Origin of the sequence: Amycolatopsis sp. lyj-84, from assembly GCF_046549075.1 — a bacterium.
Classification (GTDB): Bacteria; Actinomycetota; Actinomycetes; order Mycobacteriales; family Pseudonocardiaceae; genus Amycolatopsis.
In genome coordinates, this window is record NZ_JAJPWO010000010.1 from 46860 (window position 1) to 71427 (window position 24568).

The 24568-nt window shown below is 70.0% G+C and carries 20 protein-coding genes and 1 pseudogene; 11 read left to right on the forward strand and 10 right to left on the reverse strand.

Features of this window, described 5'->3' with window-relative positions; genetic code table 11:
• Positions 1-468 precede the first annotated feature (468 nt).
• The 4 genes from gltB to ACLJRM_RS28315 all read left to right on the forward strand — a co-directional run bounded on the left by gltB (position 469) and on the right by ACLJRM_RS28315 (position 9200).
• Positions 469-5010, forward strand: coding sequence for a glutamate synthase large subunit (gene gltB, locus ACLJRM_RS28300; protein ID WP_410664770.1), 4542 nt, complete (start codon positions 469-471; stop codon positions 5008-5010).
• Positions 5003-6454 carry a glutamate synthase subunit beta gene (locus ACLJRM_RS28305; protein WP_101605756.1) on the forward strand — a complete coding sequence of 484 codons (1452 nt, stop codon included), beginning with the start codon at positions 5003-5005 and terminating at the stop codon, positions 6452-6454. Before gltB ends, ACLJRM_RS28305 begins: the two co-directional genes overlap by 8 nt.
• Before the next feature lie 250 nt (positions 6455-6704).
• Positions 6705-8117, forward strand: coding sequence for a Dyp-type peroxidase (locus tag ACLJRM_RS28310; RefSeq protein ID WP_101605755.1), 1413 nt, complete (start codon positions 6705-6707; stop codon positions 8115-8117).
• 297 nt (positions 8118-8414) lie between these two features.
• Complete coding sequence (locus tag ACLJRM_RS28315) at positions 8415-9200, forward strand: DeoR/GlpR family DNA-binding transcription regulator (protein ID WP_101605754.1); 786 nt, start codon at positions 8415-8417, stop codon at positions 9198-9200.
• On the opposite strand, the gene ACLJRM_RS28320 is transcribed toward ACLJRM_RS28315, so the two are convergent.
• Positions 9190-10083, reverse strand: coding sequence for an ROK family protein (locus ACLJRM_RS28320; RefSeq protein ID WP_101605753.1), 894 nt, complete (start codon positions 10081-10083; stop codon positions 9190-9192). The two genes, ACLJRM_RS28315 and ACLJRM_RS28320, sit on opposite strands and share 11 nt — an antisense overlap.
• A gap of 286 nt (positions 10084-10369) precedes the next feature.
• Between ACLJRM_RS28320 and ACLJRM_RS28325 the strand changes: the two genes are divergently transcribed.
• Together ACLJRM_RS28325 and ACLJRM_RS28330 are read left to right on the forward strand one after the other, a co-directional pair.
• Complete coding sequence (locus tag ACLJRM_RS28325; RefSeq protein ID WP_101605752.1) at positions 10370-10576, forward strand: CbtB domain-containing protein; 207 nt, start codon at positions 10370-10372, stop codon at positions 10574-10576.
• A 14-nt stretch (positions 10577-10590) separates the two neighbouring features.
• Positions 10591-11376, forward strand: a complete 786-nt coding sequence (locus tag ACLJRM_RS28330; protein ID WP_410664771.1) for a CbtA family protein — start codon at positions 10591-10593, stop codon at positions 11374-11376.
• Here the strand turns inward: ACLJRM_RS28330 and ACLJRM_RS28335 are convergent.
• A complete protein-coding gene (locus tag ACLJRM_RS28335) occupies positions 11373-12182 on the reverse strand; it encodes an SDR family NAD(P)-dependent oxidoreductase (RefSeq protein ID WP_410664772.1) in 810 nt (269 codons plus the stop codon). The genes ACLJRM_RS28330 and ACLJRM_RS28335 overlap by 4 nt on opposite strands.
• A gap of 61 nt (positions 12183-12243) precedes the next feature.
• On the opposite strand from ACLJRM_RS28335, the pseudogene ACLJRM_RS28340 reads away from it, so the two are divergent.
• Positions 12244-12804: pseudogene (locus tag ACLJRM_RS28340) on the forward strand (TetR/AcrR family transcriptional regulator); the annotation flags it as partial.
• Between the two features lie 33 nt (positions 12805-12837).
• On the opposite strand, the gene ACLJRM_RS28345 reads toward ACLJRM_RS28340, so the two are convergent.
• Together ACLJRM_RS28345 and ACLJRM_RS28350 are read right to left on the reverse strand one after the other, a co-directional pair.
• Entirely contained in the window at positions 12838-14295 is a 1458-nt protein-coding gene (locus ACLJRM_RS28345) for a cobyric acid synthase (RefSeq protein WP_410664773.1), read from the reverse strand.
• Positions 14292-15224, reverse strand: coding sequence for a cobalamin biosynthesis protein (locus ACLJRM_RS28350; RefSeq protein WP_410664774.1), 933 nt, complete (start codon positions 15222-15224; stop codon positions 14292-14294). Before ACLJRM_RS28350 ends, ACLJRM_RS28345 begins: the two co-directional genes overlap by 4 nt.
• A gap of 36 nt (positions 15225-15260) precedes the next feature.
• Between ACLJRM_RS28350 and ACLJRM_RS28355 the strand changes: the two genes are divergently transcribed.
• Genes ACLJRM_RS28355 through ACLJRM_RS28365 form a run of 3 tightly spaced genes read left to right on the forward strand, consistent with a single transcriptional unit; the run spans position 15261 to position 17632 of the window.
• On the forward strand, positions 15261-15866 hold the full coding sequence (locus ACLJRM_RS28355; protein WP_101605747.1) for a bifunctional adenosylcobinamide kinase/adenosylcobinamide-phosphate guanylyltransferase: 606 nt from the start codon (positions 15261-15263) through the stop codon (positions 15864-15866).
• A gap of 9 nt (positions 15867-15875) precedes the next feature.
• A complete protein-coding gene (cobT, locus tag ACLJRM_RS28360) occupies positions 15876-16889 on the forward strand; it encodes a nicotinate-nucleotide--dimethylbenzimidazole phosphoribosyltransferase (protein WP_410664775.1) in 1014 nt (337 codons plus the stop codon).
• Entirely contained in the window at positions 16886-17632 is a 747-nt protein-coding gene (locus ACLJRM_RS28365; RefSeq protein WP_410664776.1) for an adenosylcobinamide-GDP ribazoletransferase, read from the forward strand. Before cobT ends, ACLJRM_RS28365 begins: the two co-directional genes overlap by 4 nt.
• A gap of 10 nt (positions 17633-17642) precedes the next feature.
• On the opposite strand, the gene ACLJRM_RS28370 is transcribed toward ACLJRM_RS28365, so the two are convergent.
• Both ACLJRM_RS28370 and ACLJRM_RS28375 read right to left on the reverse strand, forming a co-directional pair.
• Positions 17643-18263, reverse strand: a complete 621-nt coding sequence (locus ACLJRM_RS28370; protein WP_410603944.1) for a hypothetical protein — start codon at positions 18261-18263, stop codon at positions 17643-17645.
• A gap of 59 nt (positions 18264-18322) precedes the next feature.
• On the reverse strand, positions 18323-18721 hold the full coding sequence (locus ACLJRM_RS28375; protein WP_101605743.1) for a MerR family transcriptional regulator: 399 nt from the start codon (positions 18719-18721) through the stop codon (positions 18323-18325).
• Positions 18722-18784: 63 nt separating this feature from the next.
• Here ACLJRM_RS28375 and ACLJRM_RS28380 point away from each other — a divergent pair, with 63 nt between their 5' ends.
• The gene (locus ACLJRM_RS28380; RefSeq protein WP_410664777.1) at positions 18785-19669 is read left to right on the forward strand and encodes an NAD(P)-dependent oxidoreductase; all 885 of its coding nucleotides are present in this window, start codon (positions 18785-18787) and stop codon (positions 19667-19669) included.
• Here the strand turns inward: ACLJRM_RS28380 and cobC are convergent.
• From cobC to ACLJRM_RS28400, 4 genes are read right to left on the reverse strand one after another with little or no spacing between them, the layout of a single operon-like run.
• Positions 19650-20669 carry an Rv2231c family pyridoxal phosphate-dependent protein CobC gene (gene cobC, locus ACLJRM_RS28385; RefSeq protein ID WP_410664778.1) on the reverse strand — a complete coding sequence of 340 codons (1020 nt, stop codon included), beginning with the start codon at positions 20667-20669 and terminating at the stop codon, positions 19650-19652. The genes ACLJRM_RS28380 and cobC overlap by 20 nt on opposite strands.
• Positions 20662-21996 (reverse strand): cobyrinate a,c-diamide synthase, encoded by a 1335-nt coding sequence (locus ACLJRM_RS28390; protein WP_410664779.1) that lies wholly within the window; start codon positions 21994-21996, stop codon positions 20662-20664. Before ACLJRM_RS28390 ends, cobC begins: the two co-directional genes overlap by 8 nt.
• Entirely contained in the window at positions 21990-22604 is a 615-nt protein-coding gene (gene cobO, locus ACLJRM_RS28395) for a cob(I)yrinic acid a,c-diamide adenosyltransferase (protein WP_101605739.1), read from the reverse strand. Before cobO ends, ACLJRM_RS28390 begins: the two co-directional genes overlap by 7 nt.
• A complete protein-coding gene (locus tag ACLJRM_RS28400; RefSeq protein WP_410664780.1) occupies positions 22604-24568 on the reverse strand; it encodes a putative cobaltochelatase in 1965 nt (654 codons plus the stop codon). The genes cobO and ACLJRM_RS28400 overlap by 1 nt, the downstream gene beginning before the upstream one ends.

Below are 24568 nucleotides of genomic sequence, written 5' to 3' on the forward strand. Positions count from 1 at the left end.
CAATGCGCGATCCAGATCACACCATAGAGTGACGTGAGCGATCGTTTACGCAGGTCAGAGCACTGGTGCTCCACTCAGTGGACATGTCATTCCAGCCAGTGGGCAGATGATGTTTGAAGTCAACGCCAGCGTGGCATTTCCCACCCCGACCAAGCGACGTATGTCGATAACAGCGATTTCACACTATCGTCATAAGACCGGCGAACCCGGGAGTAACACGTGCGCCCCGCCTGCCATCCACCACAACGGTCTGGCGGCACCCGGCGCACGGCAGTACACAAGAGACACACAAGCGCATCGGCCGCCCAGTGCAGTGCGGCTCTACGAGGCCTGCCCCCGTTTCGCGGGCAGGATCGTTCCCTCTCGACTGACCATCGCGGTCCCGGACCACTTCGTTAACTGGTTCACGTCCGAACCACCCGAACGGAGTGCTGCCGGTCGCGCCGACGCCTTGGGAGGCGGCCAGCCGTGACCCACCATGCCAGCTACAAGGGCAGCAAGGCCCCCGAAGGCCTGTATGACCCGGAGTTCGAACACGACGCCTGCGGTGTCGCCTTCGTCGCAGACCTCTCCGGTAAACGCGATCACGGCATCGTCGCCAAAGCGCTGATCGCGCTGCGGAACCTCGAGCATCGAGGGGCCCGCGGCGCCGACCCGGAGACCGGTGACGGCGCCGGGATCCTGATCCAGGTCCCCGACGAGTTCTATCGCGCCGTCGTCGATTTCGAGCTGCCCGAGCCCGGCGCGTACGCCGTCGGAACGGCTTTCCTGCCCCAGGACGAAAAACCGCGTGGCCTGGCGATGACCACCATCGAGCGTGTCGCCGCCGAAGAAGGCCTGCGCGTGCTCGGCTGGCGGGACCTTCCCGTCCACACCGAACACGTCGGAACCGGCGCGGCCGAGACCATGCCGCATTTCAGCCAGCTGTTCCTGGCCGGACGGCAGGAGCCCCTGTCCGGACTGGCGCTGGAACGCGCCGCGTTCGTGGTGCGCAAGCGCGCCGAGCACGAGCTCGTCGAGGACGACGTCTACTTCCCGAGCCTGTCCTCGCGGACGATCGTCTACAAAGGAATGCTCACCGAGCCGCAGGTCGAGAAGTTCTTCGCCGACCTCACCGACGAGCGCGTCACCAGCGCCATCGGCCTGGTGCACTCCCGCTTCTCCACCAACACCTTCCCGTCGTGGCCGCTGGCGCACCCGTACCGGTACGTCGCCCACAACGGCGAGATCAACACCCTGCGCGGCAACCGGAACTGGATGGACGCGCGTGAAGCGCTGCTCGAATCCAAGCTGATCCCGGGCGACCTCAAGCGGATCCACCCCGTCATCACGCGCGGCGCCAGCGACTCGGCGTCCTTCGACGAGGTGCTGGAGCTGCTCCATCTCGGCGGCCGGTCGCTGCCGCACGCGGTGCTGATGATGATCCCGGAGGCCTGGGAGAACCATCAGGAGATGGACCCCGCGCGCCGCGCGTTCTACGAGTTCCACTCGACGCTGATGGAGCCGTGGGACGGCCCCGCGCTGGTGTCCTTCACCGACGGCACCCAGATCGGCGCGGTCCTCGACCGCAACGGCCTGCGTCCCGCCCGGTACTGGGTCACCGAAGACGGTCTCGTCGTCCTCGCCAGCGAGGTCGGCGTGCTGGAGCTGGACCAGGCCACGATCGTCCGGAAAGGACGGTTGGAGCCGGGCCGCATGTTCCTCGTGGACACGGCCGCCGGCCGGATCGTCGAGGACGAGGAGATCAAGAACCAGCTCGCCACCGAGCACCCGTACGACGAATGGGTCGAGGACGGCCTGCTGCCGCTCGAAGGGCTTCCCGAGCGTGAGCGCGAGATCCCGCCGCACGGCGCGCTCGTGCGCCGTCAGCAGGCTTTCGGCTACACCGAAGAGGAGCTCGACGTCCTGCTCGAACCGATGGCCCGCACCGGCGCGGAACCGATCGGTTCGATGGGCAACGACTCCCCCATCGCGTCGCTGTCCAGCCGTCCGCGGCTGCTCTTCGACTACTTCATCCAGCTCTTCGCCCAGGTGACCAACCCGCCGCTGGACGCGATCCGCGAGGAACTGGTCACCTCGCTCGGCACCCAGCTGGGCGCGGAGCCGAACCTCCTGGAGGCCGACGCGTCGTCGTGCCGCCGGATCGTGCTGCCGTTCCCGGTGCTGGACAACGACGAGTTCGCGAAGCTGGTGCACGTCAACGACGACGGCGACCTGCCCGAGTTCCAGTCGGTCACCGTGCAGGGCACCTACGACGTCAACGGCGGCGGCGAGGCGCTCGTGCGGCGCCTCGACGAGATCCGCGCCGAGGTGTCCGCGGCCATCGCCGAGGGCGCCCGGCTGATCGTGCTCTCCGACCGCGGGATCGACGAAGACCACGCGGGGATCCCGTCGCTGCTGCTCACCGGCGCGGTGCACCACCACCTGGTGCGCGAGAAGACCCGCACGCAGGTCGGCCTCATCGTCGAGGCCGGCGACGCGCGCGAGGTGCACCACATCGCGCTGCTGATCGGCTACGGCGTCGCCGCGGTGAACCCGTACCTGGCGATGGCGACCGTCGAGGAGATGGCCGACCAGGGCCTGATCGCCGGTGCCACCGCCAAGCAGGCCACCGCGAACCTGATCAAGGCGCTGGGCAAGGGCGTCCGCAAGACGATGTCCAAAATGGGAGTGTCCACAGTGGCCTCCTACACCGGCGCGCAGATCTTCGAGGCGGTCGGGCTCGGCGACGAGGTCGTCCAGAACTGCTTCACCGGCACCACTTCCCGGCTCGGCGGGGTCGGCTTCGACACGCTCGCGCTGGAGGTCGCCGAACGGCACCGCCGGGCGTTCCCGCGCGACGGGTTCCGCGCGAACCACCGCGAGCTGGAGACCGGCGCGGACTACCAGTGGCGCCGCGAGGGCGAGCCGCACCTGTTCAACCCGCAGACGGTGTTCAAGCTGCAGCACTCCACCCGCGCCGGGAAGTACGAGGTCTTCAAGGAGTACACGAAGTCCGTCGACGACCAGGCGCAGAAGCTGTACACGCTGCGCGGGCTGTTCGACTTCAAGATCGGCCGGCGGCCCGCGGTGCCGATCGAAGAGGTCGAACCGGTCTCCGAGATCGTCAAGCGGTTCGCCACCGGCGCGATCTCGTACGGGTCGATCTCCGCGGAGATGCACGAAACCCTGGCCATCGCGATGAACCGGCTCGGCGGCAAGTCGAACACCGGTGAGGGCGGCGAAGACCCGGACCGGCTCTACGACCCCGAGCGCCGCAGCGCGGTCAAGCAGGTCGCGAGCGGCCGGTTCGGCGTCACCAGCGAGTACCTGGTGAACGCCGACGACATCCAGATCAAGATGGCGCAGGGCGCGAAGCCCGGTGAGGGCGGCCAGCTGCCCGGCGCGAAGGTGTACCCGTGGATCGCGAAGACGCGACACTCCACGCCCGGCGTCGGGCTGATCTCGCCGCCGCCGCACCACGACATCTACTCGATCGAGGATCTCGCGCAACTGATCCACGACCTCAAGAACGCCAACCCGGCCGCGCGCATCCACGTGAAGCTCGTGTCCGAGGTCGGCGTCGGCACGGTCGCGGCGGGCGTGTCCAAGGCACACGCCGACGTCGTGCTGATCTCCGGGCACGACGGCGGCACGGGCGCTTCCCCTCTGTCGTCCATCAAGCACGCGGGCGGACCGTGGGAACTCGGGCTCGCGGAGACCCAGCAGACGTTGCTGGTCAACCGGTTGCGCGACCGGATCGTGGTGCAGACCGACGGTCAGCTCAAGACCGGGCGCGACGTCGTCATCGCCGCGCTGCTCGGTGCCGAGGAGTTCGGTTTCGCGACCGCGCCGCTGGTGGTCTCGGGCTGCGTCATGATGCGCGTGTGCCACCTCGACACCTGCCCGGTCGGCGTCGCGACGCAGAACCCCAAGCTGCGTGAGAAGTTCAGCGGCAAGGCCGAGTACGTCGTGAACTTCTTCGAGTTCATCGCGCAGGAGGTCCGGGAGTACCTGGCGGAGCTGGGTTTCCGGTCCATCGCCGAGGCCGTCGGCCACGCCGAGATGCTCGACAAGCGCAAGGCGATCGATCACTGGAAGGCCGCCGGGCTCGACCTGACGCCGATCTTCCACGTGCCCGACATGGCTCCCGCCGGACGGCGGCACCAGCAGACGGTGCAGGACCACGGGCTGGAGAAGGCGCTCGACAACACGCTGATCCAGCTCGCCGAGGGCGCGCTGTCGTCCGGGGACAAGGTCCGGCTGGAACTGCCGGTCCGCAACGTGAACCGGACCGTCGGCACCATGCTCGGCCACGAGCTCACCAAGCGGTGGGGCGGCGAAGGCCTGCCGGACAACACGATCGACGTCACCTTCACCGGGACCGCGGGCCAGTCGTTCGGCGCGTTCGTGCCCAAGGGCATCACCCTGCGGCTCTACGGCGACGGCAACGACTACGTCGGCAAGGGCCTCTCCGGCGGACGGCTCGTCGTGCGGCCGCCCGAGGTGGCGCGGTACGACGCCGAAGAGCACATCATCGCGGGCAACGTGATCGGCTACGGCGCGACCAGCGGCGAGATCTTCATCCGCGGCAAGGTCGGCGAGCGGTTCTGCGTGCGCAACTCGGGCGCGCTGGCCGTCGTCGAAGGCGTCGGCGACCACGGTTGCGAGTACATGACCGGTGGCAAGGTGGTCGTGCTCGGCGGGGTGGGCCGCAACTTCGCGGCCGGGATGTCGGGCGGCATCGCCTACGTGCTCGACCTGCCGGCGCACCGGACGAACCCGGAGATGGTCGACATCGACCCACTGGATTCGTCCGATGTGGACTTCCTGCGCGAGGCACTCGAAAAGCACTACAACGAAACGGAGTCCGCAGTCGCGCGTGCGCTGCTCGCCGACTGGGACGCCGCCGTCGACCGGTTCGGCAAGGTCATGCCGAAGGACTACAAGCGGGTGCTCGCGGCGCAGGCGAAGGCCGAGCGCGATGGGCGCGACGTGAACGAGGCGATCATGGAGGCCGCACATGGCTGACCCCAAGGGCTTTCTGACCACCACTCGCGAGACGCCGAAGAGCCGTCCCGTCGACCTGCGCCTGATGGACTGGCGCGAGGTGTACGAGGACTTCGCGACGACGAAACTGCAGAAGCAGGCCGGACGCTGCATGGACTGCGGCATCCCGTTCTGTCATCAGGGCTGCCCGCTCGGGAACCTCATCCCCGAGTGGAACACCCTGACCTGGCGCGACGACTGGCGCGAGGCGGCCGAGCGGCTGCACGCGACCAACAATTTCCCGGAGTTCACCGGGACCCTCTGCCCGGCGCCGTGCGAGACGGCGTGTGTGCTCGGGATCAACGACGATCCCGTCACCATCAAGCGGGTCGAGATCTCGATCATCGACCGGGCCTTCGAGGAAGGCTGGGTCACGCCGCAGGAGCCGGTGGCACGCACCGGCAAGAAGGTGGCCGTGGTCGGGTCCGGCCCGTCGGGACTCGCCGCGGCGCAGCAGCTCACGCGCGCGGGCCACAGTGTCGTGGTCTTCGAGCGGGCCGACAAGATCGGCGGGCTGCTGCGCTACGGCATCCCCGAATTCAAGATGGAGAAGCACCGGCTCGACCGCCGCCTCGACCAGATGCGGGCCGAAGGCACGGAGTTCCGGACCTCGGTGAACGTCGGCGTCGATCTCACCGTCGAGGAACTGAAGTCGTCGTACGACGCCGTGGTCCTCGCCGGTGGCGCGACGGCGTGGCGGGACCTGCCGATCGAGGGCCGCGAGCATCAGGGCATCTACCAGGCGATGGAGTTCCTGCCGCACGCCAACCGCGTCGCGGCGGGCGAGCTGGACGTCTCGCCGATCAGCGCCGAGGGCCTCGACGTCGTCGTCATCGGCGGCGGCGACACCGGCGCGGACTGCGTCGGGACCTCGCACCGCCAGGGCGCGAAGTCGGTGACGCAGCTGGAGATCATGCCGAAGCCGCCGCTTTCGCGCGCCGACGCGCACCCGTGGCCGACGTACCCGATGATCTACCGCGTCTCGTCCGCGCACGAAGAGGGCGGCGAGCGGCTGTACTCGGTCAACACCCAGGAGTTCGCCGCCGACGCCGACGGCCGGGTGCGCGCGCTGAAGCTGGTCGAGGTGCGCAACGAGGGCGGCAAGTTCGTCCCGGTCGAGGGCACCGAGAAGGAACTGCCCGCGCAGCTGGTGCTGCTCGCGATGGGCTTCGTCGGCCCTGAGAAGGAAGGCCTGCTGGAGGCGCTCGACGTCGAGCTGGACCAGCGCGGCAACGTCGCCCGTGACAAGGCGTTCAAGACCAGCGTCGACAACGTGTTCGTGGCGGGCGACATGGGCCGCGGCCAGTCGCTCATCGTGTGGGCGATCGCCGAAGGCCGCTCCGCCGCGGCCGGGGTCGACGCGTTCCTCACCGGACGGGACGTCCTGCCCGCTCCGATCGCCCCGACCGACCGGCCCCTCTCCTGACTCTCCCGCATTTAGTCCTCTCGATGCGGTGGTTGCGCGTGCAACTATCGCAAGTAGAGGACTAAATGCGGGGTGTAGTCGTGCCGTTGGTTCTTTTGGGTGATAAAACCGCCAAAAGAGGGTACTTGCGGGTGATGTCGGCGCGATTTCGGTATCGGTTATATCAAGGGTAAGACCCCGCACGGCGGTGGGGACCGGCAAGACCTGCCGGGGCCGCCGGACGGGTTTCCCGACGAGGGGATTCCTTGATATGACGATTGACTTGAGCGTGCCTTTGGAATGGAAGGCCGCGACCGGCGAAGCCGCGAAGATGCTCGACCAGCTACAGCCGAACATCCTGAAAGCACACGCCCGCGATCACTTTTCCGCCCTTTTCCTGCGTTTTTCGGAGTCCGCGAGCGCGAAAAAGTTCCTCGCGGCACTCGTCCCGCTGATGAAGTCCGCGAAGACCCATCTGACCGAGGTCGAGCGCTTCAAGGCCGAGGGCGCGAAGGGGTCGCCCTACGTCGGCGCCGGACTGACGGCGGCGGGCTACCGGTTCCTGAAAATCGATGTGCCCCAAGATGATTCCTTCCGCCTCGGCATGCGCTCGCAGGACACGCGCGAGAGGCTGAACGACCCGCCTCGCTCCACCTTCGACAGCGGATACCACGACGAGATCCACGCCGTCGTCATCATCGCCGACGCCGCCGACGCTCCGATGACCCTGCGCCGGAACGAGGTTCTCGCGCTGATTCCGTCGACCATTTCCGTCGTCGCCGAGGAAATCGGACTCGGCAGGGTGAATACCCACGGCGAAGGGATCGAACATTTCGGGTACGTCGACGGCCGAAGTCAGCCGCTTTTCCTGGTCGAAGACATTCGCGCGGAGAAATCCGGAACGGATGGCATCACCACTTGGGATCCGTCGGCGCCCTTGGACCGGGTACTCGTCCCGGATCACGCCGCTCCCGATCCCGCCGTCCATTTCGGCAGCTACCTCGTTTTCCGTAAATTGGAACAGAACGTGCGGAGATTCAAGCAGGCCGAGGAGGCCTTGGCGGATCAATTGGGCCTCACCGGAGAAGATCGGGAGCGCGCGGGCGCGATGGTCGTCGGCCGGTTCGAGGACGGCACGCCGCTGACCGCGCAACGGGAGGACGGTGTGGAAAGCCCGGTACCGAACAACTTCGACTACGAAAGTGACGTCGCCGGCGCGAAATGCCCCTTCCAGGCGCACATCCGGAAGACGAATCCGCGGGGCAGCGGCGGCGCGGAGCCACCCCCTCAGGAGCGACGGCATCTGATGGTGCGGCGGGGTGTGCCCTACGGCGAACGAGCCGACGACCCGAACGCCGACCTGCCGCCGTCGGCCCGGCCGAGCGGCGGGGTCGGGCTGTTGTTCATGGCGTTCAACGCGGAACTGCGCGACCAGTTCGAGTTCACCCAAGCGATCTGGGCGAACAACCCGGGGTTCCCGGTGCCGCCCGACGGGGTCAAGCCGCCCGGCCTCGATCCGGTCATCGGTCAGGGCCCGCGCCCGGAATCCGCCTACACCCAGGAATGGGCGGGCACGCGGACGGTGACCGCGGATCCGTTCCCGCAGGCGGTCACGCTGAAGGGTGGCGACTACTTCTTCATGCCGTCACTCGCATTCCTGCGGGGGCTGGGCGGGAAGGGCTGATTTTCTCACGCACCGTGGCCGATTCCGGTGATCGAGTGGCGAATTATCCGGTAAACGTCACCGGAATGGACGCAAACCGGATATCAGTCCGGAGTCGGCGACGATAGCGTTCAAGGCGGGCCGGTCCTGGGCGTACCGGCCATCGGACGGGCGCCGGTCACACTGGGGGTGGCCGGCGCCCGCTCTTACCGTTTCTCCCTGGCTTCCCAAACCTGCCGCTTCTCTCCGCACGTATCGCGACGCGTAGTACTTTGTCCGGTGCGGTAAGCGATGCCGCGCTTCGGGGAGGGAGCTCGGATGAATCGGCATGAACGGCTGACGGCTTTATTGGACATGGTCGGAGAGCGGGAGAAAGTCGACGTCGAAGTCTCGGCGGGCGAACTCGGGGTCTCCCCCGCGACGATCCGCCGGGACCTCGATCATCTGGCGGGCCGAAACCTCGTGGTCCGCACCCGCGGCGGGGCCGTCGCCAGCAACGTCGCCTACGACCTTCCGTTACGGCACAAGGCCGCGCGCAACGCCCCGGAGCAGCAACGGATTTCCGCGGCCGCGGCGAAAATGGTCGACCCGGGCATGGTGGTCGGCCTCAACGGCGGCACGGCGAGCACCGAAGTGGGCCGCGCGCTCGCCACCCGGCCGGACATGGGCGAGCCCAGCGGCGGCCCGCTGCTCACCGTGGTGACGAACGCGCTCAACATCGCCCACGAACTCGCCGTGCGGCCCAATATCAAGATCGTGGTGACCGGCGGGGTCGCCCGGCAGCAGTCGTTCGACCTGTCCGGACCGCTGTCGCACCTGTTCCTCGACCAGATCTCGCTGGATCTGGTGTTCCTGGGGGTGGACGCGTTCGACCCGGTGCACGGCGCGCAGGCGCACCACGAAGGCGACGCGAGCACGAACCGGCTGATGGCGGCCCGCGCCCGGCAGGTCGTCGTGCTCGCCGACAGCGGGAAACTCGGTGGTCACGCCTTCGCGAAGATCTGCGCGACCACCGACGTCGACGTGCTCGTCACCGACGGCCGCGCGGATCCCGAGCGAGTGCACGCCTTCGAGGAGGAAGGCGTGCGGGTGGTCAAGGCTTGAGCCGGTCCAGCGCGAGCAGGGCCGCGCCGAGCCTGCCGGCCTCGTCGCCGAGCTGCGCGATCCGCAGTTCGGGCATCCGCTGGAACTGCAGGTTCGCCGCCAGCCAGGCCCGCACCGGTTCGAGGACGTAGTCGCCCGCGGTGAACAGGCCGCCGCCGAGGACCACGACCTCGGGCGCCAGCAAGGTGACCAGGGTCTTGATGCCGTGGCCGAGCCCCTCGAGCGCGTCGTTGACCACGGAGATCGCGGCCTCGTCGCCGTGCCGGGCGGCGTCGACCACCTGCTCGGCACCTTCGGCGGGACGCCCGGTGTGCTCGCTGTAGCGGCGGGCGATGGCCGACGCGGAGGAGATCGCCTCGAGGCACCCCGTCGCGCCGCAGCCGCACGGCAGCCGGTGACCGACGTCGATATGGCCGATTTCGCCGCCTTGGCCGCCCGCGGCGTACAGCTTCCCGTCGAGCTGGAGCGCGGCCGCGATCCCGGTGCCGACCGGGATGAAGGCGGCGTCGGTGCAGCCCTTGCCCGCGCCGACGCGGAACTCCGCCAGCCCGCCCGCGCGGACGTCGTGCCCGAACGCGAACGGCAGCCCCAGCCTGCTGTCGAGCATCTCGCCGAACGGCACGTTCCGGAAGTCGAGGTTCGCCGAGAACCTGGCCACGCGCTCGACGTCGTCGACGATGCCCGGGATGACCACGCCGACGGCGTCCGGTGTACCGGTGCCCGCCTTCTCGCCCAGCGTTTCCACGATCCGCGCGACCTGGTCCGCGAGCGCCTCTCCGTCCGCTCCGCGCGCCGTCGGCTCGCGCAAGCTGGCCAGGTCTTTCAGCTCGGCGTCGTACAAGGCCGCCTTGATGGACGTTCCGCCGACATCGAGTGCCGCCACCGCAGGTGTCATGGCTGGATTTTGGCATGCCCCCCGCCGCGGGCGGCAGGGATTCCGGCCGTAACGGGTCGCCGTAACAAGCCTGCGCCGATTGGGTTCGGTCACATTGACCGGACGCTTCGCGGCGACCTACTCTCGACCGGCCAGACGACGGCACCCGGAACGCGGTGAGATTCCGCGCGGTCGCGCCACTGTGACCTCGAACCAGCCGGTTCGGGGAAGCCAGACCCGGAGCCGTCGTGTCACCCCTGAAGAGGCCGCGCTAGCCCGAGGAGGTCCCACCGCCATGTCCCAAGCGGTAGCCGCAGTACCCGTCCCGATCCGGATCCCCGTCCGCGAGATCCTGCCCTGGGCGGTGCTCGTCATCCTCCTTTCGCTGATCACGCTGTACTTCATCAGCGCCGAGCAGGGTGCGGTGTCGGTGTTCGCGAATTCGTACGTCCACGAGTTCGTCCACGACGGCCGGCACCTGCTGGCCTTCCCCTGCCACTAGGCGGCACGCGCCCCATGATGAGGTCCTTGCTGGTCCGCGGCATGCTCGCGGGCCTGATCGCTGGTGTCCTGGCGACCCTTTTCGCGTACTTCTTCGGTGAGCCCTCGGTCGAGACCGCCATCGGTCTCGAAGGCACCGCGGCTCACTCCCATCACGACACGGGCGCTCAAGATCCGGCCGCCCATGACCCAGCCGCTCATGAACCCGCTCCGGCCGAAGAGGAAGAGCTCGTCACGCGGGGCGTGCAGAGCACCGTCGGTTTGCTGACCGGCGTCGGCCTGTACGGCGTCGCCGTCGGCGGGCTGTTCTCGCTCGCGTTCGCCTTCGTCTACGGACGGCTCGGCACCCTGCGGCCGCGGGTGACCGCAGCCCTGCTCGCCGGGGGCGCGTTCGTGGTCGTGTTCCTGGTGCCGTTCTTGAAGTACCCGGCGAATCCCCCCGCCGTCGGGCAGGCGGGCACGATCGGGAGCCGGACGTCCCTGTACTTCGGTTTCGTCGCGCTTTCGCTGCTGATCGGCATTCTCGCGGCGGCGTTCGGCCGGAAGCTGGCCGACAAGCTCGGCGCCTGGCGTGGCGGCCTGATCGCCGCGGGTGGGTACGTCGTGCTGATCGCGGTGGCGGCGGCGCTGCTGCCGTCGATCGACGAAGTCCCCGCCGAGTTCCCCGGTTCCACCCTGTGGACCTTCCGGCTGGCCTCGGTCGGCACTCAGGTGGTGCTGTGGACGGTGCTCGGCCTGGCCTTCGGCGCCCTGTCGGAAAAAGCATTGACCGAGAAATCGTTGGTTCGCAAGGACGCCTAGCCCGCAGCCCGGCTGACCGGCTCCCACGAGCGCCATTCCGCGACGCGGTCCCGGTGCAGGTCCACGATGACGTCGAAGTCCCCGTCGCCGAGCAGCAGGCGGCGGGGCGGCGCGTCACTGGCCACCAGTTCGAGGACGGCCTCGGCGACCTTCACCGGGTCGCCGGGGACACCGTCGGCGTACTTCGCCATCAGCGCCGCGCGCACCGGATCGTAGGCCGGGCGCATCGGTGACATCTGGAGACTGGCGCCCATGAAGTCGGTGGCGTAGATCCGCGGCTCGACCAGGGTCACATGGATGCCGAAGCCTTCGACCTCCTGCGCGAGCGCGTCGCTGAGGCCTTCGAGGGCGAACTTGCTCGCGTTGTAGAGCCCCATGGTCGGCACGGCCATCAGCCCGCTCACGCTCGACATCTGCAGGATCCGGCCCTCCCCCTGTTTCCGCAGCACGGGGAGCACGGCCTGGCTGACCCACAGCGCGCCGAAGAAGTTCGTCTCCATGATGGCCCGCGCGTCGTCCTCGCCGACCTCTTCGACCGCGCCCATCAGGCCGAAGCCCGCGTTGTTGACGACGACGTCGATCCGCCCGAACGCTTCGGCCGCCTTCTCGACCGTCTCGAAGACGGCGGCTCTGTCCGTGACGTCGAGAGGCAGGATCACCAATCTGCCTTCGCTCGCGGCCACCGGCTCGTCCAGCTCCTCGGGCCGGCGTGCCGTGCCGACGACGTTGTCCCCCGCCTTCACCGCGTGCTCGGCGATGAGACGACCGAACCCGCGACTGACCCCGGTGATGAACCAAGTACGCATTTCCGACTCCTTCGCTCCTTGCGAGACGGACCGTCTCGTCTCGTTGTGCTACAGTACCGGCATGGCTGGAAACGTCAAGTCCCCGGATCCGGCTCGGCGCAGCGAACGTTCGAGGCAGGCGATCCTCACGGCGGCCACCGAACTGCTCGGCGAAGTCGGCTACCCGAAGCTGGCGGTGGAGGCGATCGCGTCGCGGGCGGGAGTGGGAAAACAGACGATCTACCGGTGGTGGCCGGACAAGGGCGCGCTGGTGCTGGACGCGTACCTGACCTTGGTCCAGGGAGCGGGCGAGCTGAGCTTCCCGGACACCGGTGATCTCGGAGCGGATCTGCGCACGGTGCTCCGGTCCACTGTGGACCCGTTGGCGGACACGGGTTACGAGGCGTTCTACCGCGCGCTGCTGACCGCGATCCAGGGTGACGTGAAACTGTCGGCGGAACTCGACGAACGGCTGATGAAGCCATGGCTGGAGGCGACAAGGGCACGATTCCGGACCGGCGCCGAGGCCGGGCAGATCGACGGCGGCGACATCGAGGCCGCGGTGGACCTGTACTACGGAGCGGTCTACTACCGGTGGCTGCTGCGGACCGGGCCGCTCACCGAGGAGTTCGGCGAGTCGGTGGTCCGGCTGGTGCTGCGCGCGCTGACGCCGGGCTCAGGCTCCAGGCGGCACAAAGGGAAGGTCGACGTGGCAGCCGGTTTCGATAAGACGCTGGAGTCCCACGGTGTCGACGTGGTCCTCGACGGCGTCGGCGAGCCTGTCGAGCATGCTCTCCCGCAGCGAACCGAATCCCCGCGCCCCGGCGGCCGGTGACCAGTCCGCCACCTCGCCCAGCCAGGCACGGCGGAAGCCGTCGTTCTCGAAGGCGCCGTGCCACATGGTGCCCCACACCGTCCCCTGCCGGTATCCGTCCAAAAAGGACTCGGCGGGACCGGTGGCCGTCACGGCGCCATGGTGGATTTCGTACGCCTCCACGGGCTGGCCGCGCCAGGCACCTGTCGGGCGTGCCAGCACCTTGTCGGCGCTGAACGAAACACGCGTCGGCAGCAGACCGAGGCCGGGGACGGTTCCGGCGCCGGACTCGACGTCGTCCTCGATCTCGGCGGCCAGCATTTGATAGCCGCCGCAGATCCCCAGCACCGGGCGGCCCGCTTCGGCCCGCGCCAGTACGGCGGCCGCCAAACCGCGGGAACGCAGCCACGCCAGGTCGTCCACGGTCGCGCGGGAACCCGGCAGGATCACCACATCGGCGGAAAGGACGGTATCCGGATCGGCCGTCAGCGCGACGGAGACACCGGGCTCGGCGGCGAGCGCGTCGACGTCCGTCGCGTTGGAGGCGCGGGGAAAGCGCACGACCGCGACGCGCAGCGAGCCGCCGGTCGCGCCCCAGCCCGCGGCGGCCAGCGCGTCCTCGGAGTCGATCCACACCTGGTCGAGCCAGGGCAGAACGCCGAAGACCTCGCGGCCGGTGAGCTTCTCCAGTGTCTCCAGACCAGGTCGCAGCAGGCCCACGTCACCACGGAACTTGTTGACCAGCCACCCCGAAACCAGCGCTTGGTCTTCGGCTGACAGGAGAGCGAGGGTCCCGAACATCGCGGCCATGACGCCGCCGCGATCGATGTCGCCGACGACCACCACGGGCAGGCCGAAGCGCCGCGCCAGCCCCATGTTGACGTAGTCGCCCGCGCGCAGGTTGATCTCGGCCGGGCTGCCCGCGCCTTCGCACAGCACGACGTCGAAGCGGCGCCGCAACGACGAGAACGTGTCGAAGGCGATCTCGGCGAGCCCGGCCCGGCCGGTCGCGTACTCCCCCGCCTCCAGCGTGCCGAACGGTTTCCCGAGCGCGACGACGTGACTGCGGCGGTCGCTCCCGGGTTTCAGCAGGACCGGGTTCATCGCGGCCTCGGGTTCGACGCGGGCCGCCCGCGCCTGCAGCCATTGCGCGCGGCCGATCTCGGCGCCGTCCGCGCACACCATCGAGTTGTTCGACATGTTCTGGGACTTGAACGGCGCGACCCGCACGCCCTGGCGCGCGAGCCAGCGGCACAACGCGGCGGTGACCAGGCTCTTGCCCGCGTCCGACGTCGTCCCCGCGACGAGCAGGCCGCTCACCGCGTGACCGCCACCGCGACGGCCAGCGCGGCGAGGCCAACGGCTCGCGAGAGCCGGACCGCGCGACGCACGTCCACCGGTTCCGGCTCGCGACCGTCGCCGAGGACGCCGCGGCGTTCGGTGCGGCCGTCGTAGCTGTTCGTCCCGCCGAGCCGGATGCCGAGCGCACCGGCGAAAGCGGATTCGACCTGGCCCGCGTTGGGGCTCGGGTGGTGCTTCCCGTCGCGGCGCCAGATCCGGAACGCGGGTTTGGCGAAGCCGCCCGCCAGCGGTGCCGAGACCACGGTCAGCGCCGCGCCGACGCGGGAGGGCACCAGATTGGCCAGATCGTCCGCCCTGGCCGAGGCCCACCCGAAGTTGGCGTACTTCGGCGACCGGTAGCCGACCATCGCGTCCAGGGTGTTGAGCGCGCGATACCCCAGGAGGCCGGGAATTCCGGCGACCGCGCCCCACAGCAGCGGCGCGACGACGGCGTCCGAGGTGTTCTCGGCGATGGACTCGGTGGTCGCGCGCGCGAGTTGTCCGGTGTCGAGGCCGGTGGCGTCACGAGCGCACAGGTGCGAGAGCCGCCGCCTCGCGCCGGGCAGGTCGCCCTCGTCGAGCAGGCCGGCCATCCGCGTGCCCTCGGCGGCGAGCCCCCGACCGCCGAGAACCACCCAAGTGGACGCCGCGGTGAGGACGAACCGGGTGAAAGGACGCTTCCGGGTCAAGATCTGGGCGGCGACCCCCAATCCGGTGACCGTCCCCGCGCACGCGGCGGTGTACGCCGCGCCCCGCACCTTCGAATCGGCCCAAACCCGCTGTTCAAGAGCTTGCGCGGCCCGGCCGAAGCCGGCGACCGGATGCCCGCGCCGTGGATCTCCGAACACGACGTCGGCGACGTAACCGGTAACGAGTCCGGCTGCGGTGGCGGCTTGTCGGAGTGGCACGTGGCGAACGGTAGCGCGTGCACGAGAATGCGGGGTATGACCAAGCTGACGCATCGCCTCGCGAGGGTTCTGGAGACTCTCGCGCGGGCACTTCGCCGCTACTCGCGCGACGACGGCAAGGTGCTGATCCTGGGCGGCGTCCGCTCTGGGAAGTCACACCACGCCGAGCGGCTCGCGTCCCGTCACCCGCACCTGACCTATCTCGCGCCCGGGCTGCCCCCGAGCGCCGACGATCCCGAATGGGCCGCTCGCGTGGCCGCGCACCGCGCGCGGCGGCCGAGCACCTGGAAGACCATCGAGACCACCGACCTGGCCACGGTGCTGCGGACGGCGACGCATCCGCTGCTCATCGACTGCCTCGGCACCTGGATCGCCCGCGTGCTCGACGAGGTCGGCGCCTGGGAGCAGCGCAAGGGCTGGGAACGGCGGCTCGACGACCGGCTGGAGGACTTCCTTGCCGCGTGGGCGCAGGCCGACGTGCCGGTGATCGCGGTCAGCAACGAGGTCGGCAGCGGTGTGGTGCCCGCGACGGTGTCCGGGCGCGTGTTCCGTGATGTGCTGGGCGCGTTGAACAACCGGGTGTCCGCCGTCTCCGACCGGACCGTGCTGGTCGTCGCCGGACGGATGCTGGACCTGCCTTAGGGAGCAACCATGCGTATCCCCACCCCGGACGCCGCCGCCGAAGCCGCCGCGCGCACCAGACTCGACGGCCTGGTCAAGCCGCTGGGTTCGCTCGGACGGCTCGAAGACCTGGCCGCCTGGCTCAGCGCCGCGCACGGCACCGTGCCGCCGCGGCCGCTCGACGACGTCCGGGTGGTCGTGTTCGCCGGGGACCATGGGGTTTCCGGGCTGTCGGCGTATCCGCGCGAGGTCACCGCGGCGATGGTGCGGGTGTTCCTGGCCGGGAAGAGCGGCGTCAGTGTGCTGGCCGGACTCGCCGGGGCGAAGGTGCGCGTGCTGGACATCGCCGTGGACTGGGACGGCGCGGACGTGCCCGCCGAGGTCACCGCGCACAAGGTGCGGCGGGGTTCCGGCTCGATCGACGTCGAGGACGCGCTCGCCGCAGGGGAGGCGCGGACGGCGTTCGAGCACGGGCTGGCGATCGCGGACGAGGAGATCGACGGCGGCGCGGATCTGCTCATCCCGGGTGACATGGGGATCGGCAACACGACGATCTGCGCGGCCGTGGTCGCTTCGGTGCTCGGCCTTCTCCCGGAAGACGTCGTCGGTACGGGCACCGGGATCGACGAGGACGGGCGCGCGCGGAAGCTCGCGGTCGTCGAGGCCGCGTTGATCAGGGCCGATGCGGTGAAAGACCCCTTCGCGCTGCTGACCGTGCTCGGCAGCGCTTGTCTCGCCGCGACGGCGGGCTTTCTCGTGCAGGCGGCGGTTCGCGGGGTGCCGGTGCTGCTCGACGGCGTGTTCTCCGGGGCCGCGGCGCTCGTCGCCCGCGAGATCGCGCCGGGCGCCGAGCAGTGGTGGCAGGCCGGGCACCGGTCGACCGAGCCGTCGCAGGCCTACGCGCTGAAAGCGCTCGGACTGGAGCCGATCCTCGATCTCGGGCTGCGGCTCGGCGAGGGCAGCGGCGCCGTGCAGGCGGTACCTACGCTGAGGGCGGCGCGGGCGATCATCGCGGACATGGGCCTGCTGGCGGATCTCGCTTGATCGCGGACGCGCTGAAGATGGCCGTCGGCACCCTGACCACGGTCCGGGTGCCCGCCCCGGGAGTGATCGACCGACGGGTGGCGGGCGGCGCGATGGTGCTCGCTCCGCTGGCCGTCCTCCCGCTCGCGGCCGTCGCTTCGGTGATCGTCTTCTTGGGTGATCTGGCAGGGCTGCCCGCGTTCGCGTCGGCGGCGCTGGCGTTGGGCGCGGTGGCGCTGGGCAGTCGCGGGCTCCATTTGGACGGGCTCGCCGACACGGCCGACGGGCTCGGCGCCTCCTACGACCGTGCGCGGGCGCTGGAAGTGATGCGGCGCGGGGATTCCGGGCCGACCGGGATCGCGACCTTGGTGCTGGTCCTGCTCGTCCAGACGGGCGCGCTGGCCGGGGCGATCTCCGCCGGACACGGGATCGCGGCGGCCGCGATCGCGGTTATCGCCGGACGCGGGGTGCTCTCGCTGTGCTGCGCGCGTGGCGTCCCCTCGGCGCGGCCCGAGGGGCTGGGTGCGACCGTCGCCGGTTCGGTGCCGGTGTGGGCGGCCGCGGTGGTGTTCGCCGTGCTCGCGGGTGCGGCGGCGCTCGTGCTGCCTTGGTGGCAAGGCCTGATCGCGGTGGCGCTCGGCTATCTGGCCGCGTCGGCGCTGCTGGCGCGGTGCGTCCAACGGCTGGGCGGAGTCACCGGAGACGTGCTCGGCGGCTGTGTCGAAGTCGCCGTCGCGGGGGTTCTGCTGGCTTTGTCGTTCTGAGGCGACCGAGTCAAGCGGCCTTGTCCGTCGCCAGTTTCTCGTCGATTTCCGGGAGCCAGAAGCACAGTTCGAGGGTCTTCATCCCCGCCCAGAGCCCGAGTTTGCGGCCCTGCGAAACCAGCGTGAGCGACGCGAGCAGAAGCAGCACCGCGAGACCGGCGGCGATGAACGGGTGCTTGCCCGCGAAGATCTCGACGATCGCCGCGATCGCTCCGAACAGCAACGGCGGCGCGCAGTTGCGCACCATGAGACCGGACGCGCGCAGCCGCGTGACGTCGCTCGCGACCTCCTTGTCGTGCAGTTGCAGCGCGCACAGCAGGAGATGCGTGTTCTCCTTGAGGAACGGCCGGTCCTCGGCCGCCGGCATCCGGCGGACGAACTCCTCGGCGGCGTTCCGCTCCCGCCTGCGCGGCACGATCCGTTCCAGCGCGTCGCCGAGCGGATAGGCCAGATAGCCCAGCAGGAAGCTCAGCACCACGATCACCACGACCGCCACCAAGGTGGGCACCCCGCCGATGGACGCCGCCGTCAGGAGGTGGAGTTTCACCCCGAGGTAGCCGAAGAACGCGACGTAGAGCGCGCCGGGGATGGTGTAGGCGAAGAGATCGAAGACGCCGATCACGAAGTTCACCGGCTCATCCAACCACCTGCCCTGGGGAAGACCAAAGATCGCGCGCGGGCCTCACACCGTTAGCCCGCGGCCTGTCGTGCCAAGGCCACGGCGACCTCGTCGGCGTGCGGGACCGTCGCGGCGATGATGCCGTCCAGCACCTCCCGCGTCGCGGTCATCTCGTCGATCGCCGTGCTGATCCGCTCCCGCTCCCGGTACAACTCGGGCAACAGGTCGGCGCAAGCGGGCGCGAGGCCGTTCCCCAGATCGACCATGCACGGCAGCACCCCGGCGATGGTGGCGGTGCCCAGACCCGCGGACAGCAGCGTCCGGATGTTGCGCACCCGCCCGACGTCCTGTTCGGAGTACTCGCGATACCCGCTCGGCCTTCGCACCGGATGCAGGAGGCCTTGTTCTTCGTAGTACCGGAGCAGGCGCTCCCGCACGCCCGTCCGCCGCACCAGCTCACCGATCCGCATGGAACAACCTTTACACGATCGGGAGTTGACTCTCACACCGATGAGAGACTTTAGCCTTTCCCCATGACCGAAAAGAAAACCTCCGTCACCGTCGCCGGGCTCGGCCCGATGGGCGCGGCGCTCGCGGCGGCACTACTCGACCACGGCCACGAGGTGACCGTGTGGAACCGTTCCCCCGGCAAGGCCGCGCCCTTGGTCGCCCAAGGCGCGCGAGAGGCGGACGGCATCGCGGACGCGGTGTCCGCGAGCGAGGTGACCGTGGTCTGCCTCGCCGACTACGACGCCCTGTACTCCGCGCTGGCACCGGCCGAAGAAGCGCTGCGTGGCCGGGTGGTGGTGAATCTCAATTCCGGTACGCCGAAGGAAGCGCACGAAACCGTGCGCTGGGCCGGAGATCGCGGAATCGGCTACCTCGACGGCGCCATCATGGTCCCGCCGGCACTGGTCGGCCGGCCGGGTTCGGTGTTCCTCTACAGCGGCTCGGCCGAGGTCTTCGACGCGCACAGGGGGACGCTGGCCGCGTTGGGCGACGCGACCTACCTGGGAACGGACCCGGGCCTCGCGGTGCTGTACAACACCGCTCTGCTGAGCCTGATGTACTCGTCGATGAACGGTTTCCTGCACGCCGCCGCCCTGGTCGGCAGCGCGGGGGTCCCGGCGACCGAGTTCACGGAACTCGCCGTGGACTGGTTCCTGCCCTCGGTGGTCGACGGGATCTTGAAGGCCGAGGCACCCGCCATCGACAAGGGCGAGTATCCCGGCGATTTCGGTTCCCTGGAAATGAATCTCACGGCGCTCAGGCATATCGTCGACACCAGCGAGGAGCAGGGCGTGGACGCCGAGATCCCGCTCAGGAACAAGGAACTGACCGAGAAGGCCATCGCCGCCGGGTTCGGCCAGAGCAGCTACTCGTCGATGATCGAACTCCTCAAGAAGGGAGCCGCCTGACCTCGGCGAGTGCCGTCAGGAACCCGTCCACCGTGTCCCGGTCCCGGACGGCGATCCGGAGGTACCGCGCGTCCAGCCCCGGGAAGGTGTCCCCACGCCGGACAGCGAAACCGTGCTCTCGCAGCCGTTCCCGGACACCGTCCGCGCCGGGGAGCCGGATGAGCACGAACGGCCCTCGCGGCTCCCCCAGCACGTCGACGCCCAGGTCGGTCAGGCCGGAAACCAGGTACTCCCGGTCCGATTCCGCCGCCACCGCCAGCTTTTCGGCCTCCTCCAGCGCCGCCGGGCGGCAGCAGGCCACCACGGCGACGGCTGCGAGCGACGACACCGACCACGGAGGCTGAACCGCGCGCAGACTGTCCACAACGGACTCTTCCGCCAAGACGTAGCCCGCGCGCAGTCCGGCGATCCCCCACGTCTTCGTCAGGCTGCGGAGGACGACGAAACCCGGTTGTCCGGCAACGGTTTCGGTCTCGCCGGGGACGGCGTCGAGGAAGGCTTCGTCGACGACGACCAGGCGGCCCGGGCGGCCGAGGGCGAGCAGGTCCGCGGCCGGGTGCAGTACCGAAGTCGGGTTCGTGGGGTTCCCGACGAACACCAGGTCCGCGTCCTCCGGGACCGGGCGAAGCCGGAAACCGTCGTCGGGCGACAACAGAACCCGGTGCACCGGGTGACCGGCCGCGCGCAGAGCGGCTTCGGGTTCGGTGAACTGCGGATGCACGACCACCGCCCGCGACGGCCGCAACGCCGTGGCCAGCAAGGTGAAAGCCTCGGCCGCGCCCGACGTCACCAGCACCTGCGACTTCGGCAGCGCGTGCCGGGCGGCGACCGCCTCCACGGCGGCGGTGACGTCCGGATACGCGGCCAGGTCGTCCAGGGCGGCCGCCAGTTCGGCGCGCAACCAGGCGGGCGGGGCCGGGAGCCGGACGTTGACCGCGAGGTCGACGAGCCCTTCGCCGACCTCGCGGTCGCCGTGGTGCCAGAGGTCGTAGTCAGCCATGGGCGTGTACCGCGGCGGCGAACCGCTCGGCGAGTTCGGGGTAGCCCGCCCAGTGGACGTGCAGGTAGGACGCGTGCAGCGTCGCCGACGCGAAGCCGTCGGGCGTGCGATCCCAGCCCCAGGCGGGCGTCGGGCCGCTGCCGGGTTCGACGATCGTGCGGTGGAATTCGTGGCCGGTGACGCGTTGGCCCGCGACGGCCAGTAGGGTGTCCGCGGGCGAGAAAGCCTTGCGGTAGCCGAGTTTCCCGCGTTTGGTCATGGTCGCCGAGGCGTCGAGGACGCCGGTCATCGGCAACCCGTCGATGTCCTGGCACAGGTACAGCAGTCCGGCGCATTCGGCCACGACGGGCATCCCGTCGCCGACGGCCCGCGCCACCGCCGTCCGCAGCGGGACGTTCGCCGACAGCTCTTCGGCGTGCACCTCGGGAAAGCCGCCGCCGAAGTACAGTCCGGCGCAGCCCTCGGGAAGTTCCTTGTCCTGCAACGGATCCACCTCGACGACGTCGACACCGGCGGCGGCGAGCAGTTCGACGGCCTCGGTGTAGCGGAAGGTGAACGCCGGACCGGCGGCGGCCGCGACGACCGTGCGCGGGCCGTCGTGCGAGAGCGGTGGCCGCCAGGGTTCACCCGAGAGGCGGGAGGCGGAGCGAGCGACCTGGACGACGGCGCCGAGGTCGACGCCTTCGCTGATCCATCCGGCCAGTTCCGGCAGCAGCCGTTCCGACTCGCTCGCGCGTTCGGCCGCCGGGACCAGGCCGAGGTGACGGCTGGGCGCGTGGATCTCTTCGTTGCGGTACAACGTTCCCAGCAGCGGGACACCGGTCGCTTCCAGCGCGGTGACGATCTCGTCCGCGTGCCGCTGCGAGCCCAGCTTGTTGAGGATGACGCCGGCGAGCCGGACGCGCGTGTCGTACTGCGCGAACCCGAGCACGGTCGCCGCGACACTGCGCGACGCGGCCGAGGCGTCCACGACGAGTACCACCGGAGCGTCCAGCAGCCGCGCGACGTGCGCCGTCGAGGCGTAGCCCTCGGTGCCGAGCGCGCCGTCGAACAGGCCCATCACGCCTTCGATGATCGCGATGTCGGCCCCGGCGGAACCGTGCAGCAGCAACGGGATCAGCTGCTCCTCGCCCTGCAGGAACGGGTCGAGGTTGCGTGGCGGCCGCCCGGTCGCGAGGGCGTGATAGCTCGGGTCGATGAAGTCGGGGCCGACCTTGTGCCCGGACACCTCCAGTCCCCGCGCCCGCAACGCCGCCATCAGGCCCGCGGCGATCGTGGTCTTGCCGTGCCCGGAGCCGGGCGCGGCGATGACCACGCGATTCACCATTCGATGCCTCGCTGGCCCTTTTGCCCGGCGTCCATCGGATGCTTCACCTTGGTCATCTCGGTGACCAGGTCCGCGGCCTCGATCAGCTCCGGCGGCGCGTACCGGCCGGTGATCACCACATGCTGGTGGCCGGGGCGCGAGGTCAGCGTCGAGACGACGTCGTCCACCTCGAGCCAGCCCCATTTGAGCAGGTAGCTGAACTCGTCGAGGACGTAGAAGTCGTGGGATTCCGCGGCGAGACGGCGTTTGATCTCGGCCCAGCCCTCGCGGGCGTTGACGGCGTGATCCTCCTCGGTGCCGGACTTGCGAGCCCAGCTCCAGCCCTCGCCCATCTTGTGCCATTCGACCGGGCCACCCTGGCCGGTGTCTTCGTGCAGCTTGCCGAGCGCGCGGAACGCGGCTTCCTCGCCGACGCGCCATTTCGCCGACTTGACGAACTGGAACACCCCGATCGACCAGCCCTGGTTCCAGGCGCGCAACGCCATCCCGAACGCGGCCGTGGACTTCCCCTTCATCTCGCCCGTGTGCACGGCGAGCAAGGGACGATTGCGGCGCTGGCGGGTGGTGAGCCCGTCGGCGGGCACGGTTTCCGGTTTGCCCTGGGGCATTACGCGGCCCTTCCGGAGATCCGGGTGCGGACGGCGCCCGCCAGGGTGTCGGCGGCGACTTCGGCGACCGGGACGTGTTCCGCGCCCAGGTGTTCCGCCAGTTCCGCGGCGAGCCCGAGCCGCATCTTCCCGCTCTCGCAGTCCATCACGACCGAAGTCACGTTCCCGGCCAGCAGCCCGGCCGCCTGCTGTGCCCGTTTGACGGCGTCGGCACCGCTGGTGGCGCGGCCGTCGGTGACGACGACGAGCAGCGGGCGCCGCAGCGGATCGCGGACCGCTTCGATCCGCAGCACCCTCGCCGCCTCCAGGAGCCCTTCGGCCAGCGGCGTCCGGCCGCCGGTCGCGAGACCGTCCAAACGGGACGCCGCCGCGTCGACACTGATCGTCGGCGGAAGCGAGAGTTCGGCGCCGGAGGCGCGGAAGGTCACCAGGCCCACCTTGTCGCGGCGCTGGTAGGCGTCGAGCAACAGCGACAGCACGGCGGTCTTGACCTCGCGCATCCGCTGGCGAGCGCCCATCGAGCCGGACGCGTCGACACAGAACAGCACCAGGTTGCCCTCGCGCCCTTCCCGCCGCGCGAACCGGAGATCCTGTGGCCGCACCACGAGTCCGGCGCCACTGCGGCCGCGGGAACGCTGGTGCGGCGCGGCGGCGCGCACGGTCGCGAGCAGATGCGGATGACCGTCCTTGGTCCCGGCGGGCTGGACGCCGATGGTCCGGCCGTTGTCGGTGATCGCGCGAGACCGCCGCCCGGCGGCGCCCTCGCCGGTGCCCTTCACCTCGAAACGCCGGGCACGAAAGGCTTCCCCGGCTCCGACCGGCTTCTGGTCACCGCCGCTCTTGCCGCCGCCTGAAGGTTCCTGGCCGCCCTCCGACGGGGGCGGACCCGAGGTCTCGCCGCCCTCCGGCGGGGTACCCGAGCCGGGGCCGTCGTCTTCCGGACCGGGATCCTCCGGCTGGGCGTCCTGCAGCGCTTGTTCCAGCTGTTCCTCGGAGATTCCGGGCGCGTCGAAGGGATTCCGGCGACGGCGGTGCGGCAGCGCGAGCCGGGCCGCGACCCGCACGTCCTCGGTGGTCACCTCGGTCCGCCCGGCCCAGGCGGCGTGCGCGACGGCGGTCCGCGCGGTCACGATGTCCGCGCGCATCCCGTCGACCTCGAAGGACGCGCAGACCTCGGCGATCTGCCGCAGCGCGTCGTCCGGCAGCTTCACCGACGGCAGAAGTCGTTGCGCCGCCTCGATGTCGGCCGCCAGTCCGGCGTCGGCCGCCGCGTACTGCCCGGCGAAACCGTCGGGATCCGCCTCGTAGGCGAGCCGCCGCCGGACGACCTCGACGCGCAGTTCGGGATCCCGGCTGGACGCGACCTCAACGGTGAGCCCGAACCGGTCGAGCAACTGCGGCCGCAGCTCGCCTTCCTCGGGGTTCATCGTGCCGATCAGGACGAACCGGGCGGCGTGCGACACCGAGACACCTTCGCGCTCGACGGTCGCGCGCCCCATGGCGGCGGCGTCGAGCAGCGTGTCGACCAGGTGATCGTGCAGCAGGTTGACCTCGTCGACGTACAGCAGGCCACGATGCGCCGACGCGAGCAGACCGGGCTGGAAGTCGGTCACGCCGTCGGCGAGCGCGCGTTCCAGGTTCAGTGAGCCGATCACGCGGTCTTCGGCCGCGCCGACCGGCAGTTCCACCAGCCGCGCGGGACGGCGGTGCGCGGCCGAGCCCTCGGCGTGCGGGCCGTCCGGGCAGGCCGGGTCGGGTTCGACAGGGTCGCACGAGAACCGGCACGCGTCCACGACGTCGACGCCGGGCAGCAGACCGGCCAGTGCGCGCACCATCGTCGACTTCGCCGTGCCCTTCTCCCCGCGCACCAGCACCCCGCCGACGGCGGGCGAGATGGAGGAAAGCACCAGCGCCAGGCGCAGATCCGGCATCCCCACAACGGCGGTGAACGGGTACGGCTTCAC

Bases quoted from the DNA above. Each gene is read 5' to 3' on its own strand.
- cobT (WP_410664775.1), top strand. From the start codon at position 15,876: ATGCGTATCCCCACCCCGGACGCCGCCGCCGAAGCCGCCGCGCGCACC.
- ACLJRM_RS28390 (WP_410664779.1), bottom strand. From the start codon at position 21,996: ATGGTGAATCGCGTGGTCATCGCCGCGCCCGGCTCCGGGCACGGCAAG.
- ACLJRM_RS28305 (WP_101605756.1), top strand. From the start codon at position 5,003: ATGGCTGACCCCAAGGGCTTTCTGACCACCACTCGCGAGACGCCGAAG.
- ACLJRM_RS28330 (WP_410664771.1), top strand. From the start codon at position 10,591: ATGATGAGGTCCTTGCTGGTCCGCGGCATGCTCGCGGGCCTGATCGCT.
- ACLJRM_RS28355 (WP_101605747.1), top strand. From the start codon at position 15,261: ATGACCAAGCTGACGCATCGCCTCGCGAGGGTTCTGGAGACTCTCGCG.
- cobO (WP_101605739.1), bottom strand. From the start codon at position 22,604: ATGCCCCAGGGCAAACCGGAAACCGTGCCCGCCGACGGGCTCACCACC.
- ACLJRM_RS28380 (WP_410664777.1), top strand. From the start codon at position 18,785: ATGACCGAAAAGAAAACCTCCGTCACCGTCGCCGGGCTCGGCCCGATG.
- ACLJRM_RS28375 (WP_101605743.1), bottom strand. From the start codon at position 18,721: ATGCGGATCGGTGAGCTGGTGCGGCGGACGGGCGTGCGGGAGCGCCTG.
- cobC (WP_410664778.1), bottom strand. From the start codon at position 20,669: ATGGCTGACTACGACCTCTGGCACCACGGCGACCGCGAGGTCGGCGAA.
- ACLJRM_RS28315 (WP_101605754.1), top strand. From the start codon at position 8,415: ATGAATCGGCATGAACGGCTGACGGCTTTATTGGACATGGTCGGAGAG.
- ACLJRM_RS28310 (WP_101605755.1), top strand. From the start codon at position 6,705: ATGACGATTGACTTGAGCGTGCCTTTGGAATGGAAGGCCGCGACCGGC.
- ACLJRM_RS28335 (WP_410664772.1), bottom strand. From the start codon at position 12,182: ATGCGTACTTGGTTCATCACCGGGGTCAGTCGCGGGTTCGGTCGTCTC.
- ACLJRM_RS28325 (WP_101605752.1), top strand. From the start codon at position 10,370: ATGTCCCAAGCGGTAGCCGCAGTACCCGTCCCGATCCGGATCCCCGTC.